7 protein-coding genes are annotated in these 7,570 nt (G+C 29.3%); all 7 read left to right on the top strand.

Annotated elements, in window-relative coordinates; genetic code table 11:
• On the top strand, positions 1 to 966 hold a 966-nt coding region (locus ACO6OL_RS04110; RefSeq protein ID WP_485502225.1), incomplete at its 5' end, for an energy-coupling factor transporter ATPase.
• Positions 951 to 1,838 (top strand): energy-coupling factor transporter ATPase, encoded by an 888-nt coding sequence (locus ACO6OL_RS04105; RefSeq protein ID WP_485502224.1) that lies wholly within the window; start codon positions 951 to 953, stop codon positions 1,836 to 1,838. The genes ACO6OL_RS04110 and ACO6OL_RS04105, both read left to right, overlap by 16 nt.
• Entirely contained in the window at positions 1,831 to 2,619 is a 789-nt protein-coding gene (locus tag ACO6OL_RS04100) for an energy-coupling factor transporter transmembrane component T family protein (RefSeq protein ID WP_485502223.1), read from the top strand. The genes ACO6OL_RS04105 and ACO6OL_RS04100 overlap by 8 nt, the downstream gene beginning before the upstream one ends.
• Positions 2,620 to 2,644: 25 nt before the next feature.
• Positions 2,645 to 3,676, top strand: coding sequence for an L-threonylcarbamoyladenylate synthase (locus ACO6OL_RS04095; RefSeq protein ID WP_485502222.1), 1,032 nt, complete (start codon positions 2,645 to 2,647; stop codon positions 3,674 to 3,676).
• A gap of 15 nt (positions 3,677 to 3,691) precedes the next feature.
• Positions 3,692 to 4,654 carry a glycosyltransferase family 2 protein gene (locus tag ACO6OL_RS04090; protein WP_448905292.1) on the top strand — a complete coding sequence of 321 codons (963 nt, stop codon included), beginning with the start codon at positions 3,692 to 3,694 and terminating at the stop codon, positions 4,652 to 4,654.
• A 6-nt stretch (positions 4,655 to 4,660) separates the two neighbouring features.
• Positions 4,661 to 6,229 carry a hypothetical protein gene (locus ACO6OL_RS04085; protein WP_485502226.1) on the top strand — a complete coding sequence of 523 codons (1,569 nt, stop codon included), beginning with the start codon at positions 4,661 to 4,663 and terminating at the stop codon, positions 6,227 to 6,229.
• Positions 6,210 to 7,409: a leucine-rich repeat domain-containing protein gene (locus tag ACO6OL_RS04080; protein WP_485502221.1), complete on the top strand. Its 1,200-nt coding sequence runs from the start codon at positions 6,210 to 6,212 to the stop codon at positions 7,407 to 7,409. Before ACO6OL_RS04085 ends, ACO6OL_RS04080 begins: the two co-directional genes overlap by 20 nt.
• The last annotated feature ends 161 nt before the right edge of the window (positions 7,410 to 7,570 follow it).

The raw sequence follows: 7,570 nt of genomic DNA, 5'->3' as shown, positions 1-7,570 counted from the left end.
ATCAGAATGTCATTTATTATAGGTTCGTGTCACAAATGTTTGACAACTCTAGAAATATATTTAATAGCTATCCGTATTTGGTTTGAGAAAAATCGGGATATTTGTTATAATAAAAAGATATTCTGTAGAAAATTAGGTAATAAAATGATAAAATTTGAAGATGTTTTTTTTCAATATTCTAGTTCTAAAAAGACTGCATTATCAAATATAAATTTAGAAATAAAAGAAGGGCGCTGGCTTAGTGTTTTAGGAAAAAACGGAAGCGGGAAGTCAACGCTTATGAAGTTGATTTATGGGCAGAATTTAGCAACTTCTGGGAAAGTAACTTTTAATAATAAAGAATACAATAAAGAACTTTATGATGATATAAAAGATAAAATAGCTATTGTTTTTCAAAATCCTGATAATCAATTCGTAGGATCTACTGTAGAAGAAGATATAGCATTTGGACTTGAGAATAGAAATGTTCCTCAAGAAAAGATGGATGAGATAATAGGTAGAGTATTAGAAATTGTTGATATGACGGACTATAGAAAATATGAGCCCTCATCATTATCAGGTGGGCAAAAACAAAGGGTGGCAATAGCATCTTCGCTAGCTTTAGATCCTGAGATTTTAATATTGGATGAGGCTACGAGTATGCTTGATCCTAAAGCTAAAAAGTCTATTTTAGAGTATATAAAAAAAATAAATAAAGAAAAAGGAATAACTATAATCTCTATCACTCACGATGCAGAAGAGAGTGTTTATTCAGATGATATTGTCATATTGGAAAGCGGAGAAATAGTCTATCAAGGGAATTATACAACGTTATATGCTGATACTGAAATTTTAGAAAAATATAGCTTAGAGGTTCCTTTTGTAGAAAGAATAAAAAAAGATTTAAACAATTACCTGAATCAAGAAATATTTGAAATAGAAGAAGACGAGGGGAGTGTAGTAAGAAAAATATGCAAATTAGTTTAAAAAACATAAGCTATACTTATAATTATAAGACCCCATATGCCAGAGAAGTCTTAAAAGATATAAACTTGAAGATAGATGAAGGAAGTTATACGGTAATAGTAGGTAAGACAGGTAGCGGAAAGTCTACCCTTATAGAGCATATTAATGGCTTATTATTACCCACAAAAGGAGAAGTAGCAGTAGATAATATATTGATTACTAATCCACAGAGTAAAAAAGAAAGAAGAGAATTAGCTAAAAAACTGAAAATATTAAGACAAGATGTTGCGGTATTATTCCAGTTTTCTGAACAGCAGTTATTTGAAACAAGCGTTCTAAAAGATATTATCTTTGCGCCCTTAAATTATGGAGTCGCAGAAGAGAAAGCTATCTTAAAAGCAAAAGAATTAATAAAATTAGTAGGACTTGATGAAAGTTACTTAGATAAATCTCCTTTTGAATTGTCAGGAGGAGAGATGAGAAAAGTTGCCTTATGTGGTGTACTTGCCTTAGAACCTAAAGTACTAATATTAGATGAACCTACAGTAGCTCTAGATTATCAGAGTCGTGAGGAAATCATGGCTATGGTGAAAAGACTTAAAGAAGATTTTGATATGACGATAGTACTTGTAACTCACAATATGGATTATGTATTAGAATATGCGGATAAAGTTTTCGTCTTGAAAAATGGAGAAATTAGTTTTGAAGGTAAGGTAGAAGACCTTTTCTTGAATGAACAAGTACTCAAGGAGAATTCATTAGAATTACCAGAAGTATTGAAGTTTTACAAAAAATTAGAAGCAAATAATATAGTATTGGATGTATTTCCTAGGAAATATGAAGAATTAATTAATGCTTTAAAAAATAAGATAGGAAGTAGTAGAAATGAATAATTCGTTAATAAGCAAGTATATTCCATTAAATACTATTATTCATAATCTTGATCCGCGAGTTAAAATATTTTTTGTAATTTGGTACTTAGTAGATGTCTTTATTGCATATAATGTGTTAGAATTTTTTATCTTATTTTTAATGTTGGTGGCGATAGTTATACTATCTAAAACGAGTCCGGCATTTTTAATTAATAGCGTAAAAGCTATTAGTATACTAATTTTATTTACTTCATTGATTCACCTTGTTTTTAATAAAAAAGGTACCGTGTTGTATGAAGTATTAGGTTGGAAGATTTATAGCAGTGCACTTTTAGGAATTGCATTGATTACAGTCAGGTTTATTTTAGTTGTTGCGATAATGGTTGTCTTTATGGCTACTACCTCACCAACAGAAATAACAAGCGCTATAGAAAAGAGTCTTGGGTTTCTACAGAAGGTAGGGATGCCAATCTCGACTTTTGCGTTAGTATTATCTATATCGCTTAGATTTATTCCGACTATATTAGAAGAAACTAATAGAATAATAAATGCACAGGTTTCACGTGGTTCAGATTTTAATGAAGGAAGCCTAGCACAGAAAATAAGGAAGTTTATTCCTATACTGATACCATTATTTATAGCTACTTTGAAAAGGGCTGATGAGCTTGCTACTGCAATGGAAGTAAGAGGCTATTCTACTACCGGTGTAAGAAGTAAGTATAAAGTACTAAAATATAATAAACTAGATTATTTAAGTTATATATTAATAATAGTTATTACAATATTTATAATGTTAGTGTAGTATGAAATTTTAGAAAGGAGATAGGATGGAAACTGAAATAATTAATATTTCGAAAAGTAAAAGTAAAGAAGAAATATACAGTAAGTTAACTGAGTATTACAAAAAAGGAAAGCTTGTAGCTATTCCAACAGAAACTGTTTATGGCTTAAGTGCTAACGCTATGGATGATGAAGCGGTGAGTAAGATATATGAGGCAAAAGGTCGTCCGAGTGATAATCCATTAATTGTTCATTTTTATGAAATGAGTCAGCTAGATAATATCGTTGATTATAGTGATGAAAATGTTAAGAAACTGATAGATAAGTTCTGGCCAGGTCCTATGACTTTAATTTTAAATGTTAAAGAAAATAACGGTATTTCTAAAAAGGTTACTGCGGGCTTAAATACGTTAGCTGTCAGAATGCCGTCTAATGTTACTGCTCGAGAATTATTAAAAGAAACTAAAGTTCTATTAGCAGCACCAAGTGCTAATACAAGTGGAAAGCCATCTCCGACAAAATTTGAACATGTGTATCATGATTTGAATGGGAAAATAGATGTAATAATCGAAGATGAACAATCGGATATCGGCTTAGAAAGTACGGTTATTGATTGTACAAGATATCCACTTGTTATTGCGCGCCCTGGGGATATTACTAAAGAAGACATTGAGTCTGTATTAGGAGAAGCTAGTGTGAAGTATAATGAAGAAGTACTTACACAGAATGCCGCACCTATATCGCCGGGAATGAAATATAGACATTATTCTCCTGAAGCGGAATTAGTATTGTTTAATGATTCGTTTGAAAATTTAATAAATATTTTAAAAGATAAAAATCAAAAAACAGGTTTTATTACATACAAAGAAATGGAATCTAGAGTTAATGATTTAAATGTTTCTATAAAATATTTAGCAGATAATGAGAAAAGTGTTGAACAATCTAATAAAAATTTATATAATATTCTAAGGGAGTTTGATGAAGAAAAGGTAGAGGAGATTTTTATACTACCAATCGAAGAAACGAAAGAGAATAAAGCTTTGTTGAATAGACTTAATAAAGCTATAAGTAAAAAATAAAATAGGAGATTTGTAATGAAAAAGTTATATGTAGTTATACCTTGTTACAATGAAGAAGAGGTATTAAACGAAACTGCAAAAAGATTAGAAGTTAAAATGAATTCTATGATAGAAGAAGATTTAATTTCAAAAGATAGTCGTGTTGTCTTAGTGAACGATGGTTCAAAAGATAGAACATGGGAAATGATAGAAGAACTTCATGAAAAAAATCCATTATTCAGTGGTATTAACTTAAGTAGAAATAGAGGACACCAAAATGCACTTTTAGCAGGACTTATGACTGTTAAAGATCACTGTGATGTAAGTATCTCAATGGATGCTGATTTACAAGATGATATTAACGCTATGGATGAAATGATGAAGAAGTATCTAGCTGGTGCTGATGTAGTTTATGGTGTTCGTTCTGCAAGAACTACGGATACATTCTTTAAACGTTTTACGGCTGAAGGTTTTTACAAAGTGATGGAAAAACTAGGAGCAAATACAGTGTTTAACCATGCTGACTATCGTTTAATGAGTAAACGTGCGTTGGAAGGATTAGCTCAATTCAAAGAAGTAAACTTATTCTTACGTGGTATTGTTCCTATGATTGGATATCCAAGTGACATCGTTACATATGAACGTGCAGAAAGATTCGCTGGAGAAAGTAAGTATCCACTGTCTAAGATGTTGGCATTTGCTTTTGAAGGAATTACTTCTTTATCTGTAAAGTTAATTAGATTTATTACTATAGGTGGAGCATTAATGATATTTATTGCTGCGATAGTATTTTTCTACACATTGTATAGTTATTTTGCAGGTTTTGCAAGACCAGGATGGTCAAGTTTAATGATATCAATGTGGTTTATCGGTGGAATGATTATGATTTCATTAGGTATTGTGGGTGAATACGTAGGTAAAATCTACTTAGAAACAAAAGGACGCCCAAGATTTATTGTTGAAAAATTCTTAAACGAAGAGAAAAATGAAGAGGAATAATTGACAATGAACAAGGAAATATTAAATAAATTTTCTAACTTTTTAGTAAAAGTTATAGCTGTAATTTTCATGGTGCTTATGGGGATAAACTCTTTATTAGTATTAACAAAAACAGCGATATTTCCGAAAGATTATCAAGAAACTTTATATTATGAAAATGTCAGTGCTATACTAAATATTATGTTCCTTATAATATTTAGTATAGTTATCTTAATATTAGCAAGATATTTGAAAAAAATAATAAGTGTCCAAAGATTAGTATTGATAGTTATGATCTATGCCTTTATTATTAGTATCTTGTTTGCAATATTAAGAAGAGACTATGTTCAGTTTGATCCATTTAACGTAATAGATCAAGCTAATAATTTCATAAGAGAAAACTACAGTGGTCTTGATAAAGGAAATAACTATTTATACATATATTCACATCAAATTACAACAGTATTTCTTTTTCAGATAATACTATCATTATTTGGTAGAGCAACATTTATTCTATATATAATGCAAAGTTTTTCAATAAGTTTTATTATCTTTATGTTATATAAAATAGCTAATATAATGTTTGCTGATGAGGATACGAATTATCTAGTTGTAATTCTTAGTGGTCTATGTTTTCCGTTAATATTTTATGTTGCATTTGTTTACGGATTGTTACCGGGTATGTTTTTAACACTACTGGCTTATTATTATTTTATAAAGTATACTAAATATAAGCAGTGGTACATGTTGGTAATAAGTGCTATAAGTATTAATGTTGCTATACTATTTATAGGTAATAACTTAATACATATGTTAGCTATATTCTCGGCGGCAGTTATTTCTCTTATTAGAGTAAGGGATAAAAAAGCCATTGTGTTTATGGTCAGCTGTCTGTTTTTAATGAGTGCCTCTAAGAGTTTAATCTACAACTATTATGAAGTGAAAAGCCAAAAATCAATAGCTGATGGTGTTCCGAAAATCACATGGATAGCGATGGGAATGCAAGAAGGTGATCGTGAAGCTGGTTGGTGGAATAGATTTAACTATGATATTATGCCAGAAGAAGACTATGATGCGAAGCGTATAACTGAGATTTCAAAAGATTCTATAAAGCAAAGATTAGATGTATTTAAGAAAAATCCTAGATACGCTGTAGATTTTTATCAAAGAAAGTATGAAAATCAGTTTATAGAACCAACTTTCCAGAGTTTATTGGTAACTGCACCTCAAAGGAATTTTGATAATGAAACTAAGTTAGAAAAAGTAAAGGACTTTTTTATAAAACAAATTTACTTTGATGGAACTCATTACGTACTTACTTTTATTATGAAGGTATTTCAAGTATTTGTTTATGTATTTTCTGTAGTATTTGCAGTAAATGTTTATAAGAAGAAAAAAGAAATATTAATGATAATTCCTGTAGCCTTTATTGGTGGAACGTTATTCCATATGATATGGGAAGCAAAAAGTAGATATGTATTTCCGTACTTTATATTTTTAATTCCACTTGCTGCATATGGATTAATAATTGTAAGAAATAGAATAACTGAATATAGAAAAAATAAAGAGGAAAAAAATGAAAAAGGTAATATATAAAGCTTTTATCATAATGTTATTAGGATTAACAGTATCTGCTCCAGCGATAAAAGCTAACGATGTTTATGTACCCTTTGGAGAAAAGAAATTTGCAGAAATTGAAAATAGTGAAAAAATAGATTTCGATGATCTTAATCTTAAAGCCGCCTTAATAGAATACTATAAGTTTCATATTAATAAAGACTTTAAAGGTGAGGAAATAACTGTAGGTATGATGGAGCAATTTACAAGTCTGTCATTACCTTGGAAAAACATTTTTTCTCTAAAAGGGTTAGAGCATGCTGTTAATCTAAGAAATTTAAACTTATCTAATAACTTTATTGAGGATATTACACCATTAGAAAAGTTAGTAGAGTTGGAAGATTTGAATCTTACTAATAATAAAATAAAAGATCCAAAGAGCTTAGCAAAATTAACAAAGTTAAGACAACTAGTTCTTAGAAAAAACCTAATGAATAATTTAGATTTTCTGAATGACTTAAAAGTAGAATCATTAGATATTTCGATGAACAGTGTTTTAAAAGATTATATTCCGAATAATTTAAAACTAGAAAATCTAAGAAGTCTAAATATTTCAGGTATAGGTTTAGATAATATATCATTTTTAAAAAATGCAGGGAAACTTGAGAGTTTAGTTGCTGAAGAAAATGTTATTAAAGATTTAACTCCTCTAGCTGAGTTGAAATCTCTTAGAGTACTTTATTTGGATAGGAATAGTATAAGTGATATTTCAGCGTTAAGAGATTTGGTTAGCTTGGAGGAATTACTATTATATAAAAACAATATCGAGAATATAGATGCGTTAAAAGATAAAAAATATCTATATCGATTAATGTTAAATGATAATCTAGGTTTAAAAAATATAGATGCATTAAAAGATGTGCCGAATATTTCTAGCATAGATATATCTAATACTTCGGTAACCGATATTTCAGCATTAAAGGATGCTAAGTATCTATATTATATCGCTTTGAAAGATACTAAAATCAGTGACGGTGATATAACTTCATTCGAGAAAAGTAATCTAGAGGTTAAAAAATCTAATAACATAGATAAAAAGCTAGAAATAGTAAAAACAGAAGCTGCGAAATATTTTAGTATTAAAAATTATATTTTTATGGTGTTAATACTAATTTTCACTTTTAGTGGTATTAGAAGCTACTGGAGAAAAAATAAATAAAATGTAAAAGATAGATGAGTTTCCCCTTGAAATTCATCTATCTTTGTGCTAGAATTACATTAATGAAATAAATCAATATATACTTAGGACACGATATATATTTAACTTATTTAAGAGAGGGTATGGTGCTGAAAATACCTATAAGCAGTATATATTACTAC

The sequence above is a fragment of the Gemella sp. genome, from assembly GCF_057272915.1.
Note: the sequence above shows the minus strand (reverse complement) of the source record. Positions and strands in the feature narration are given on the sequence as shown.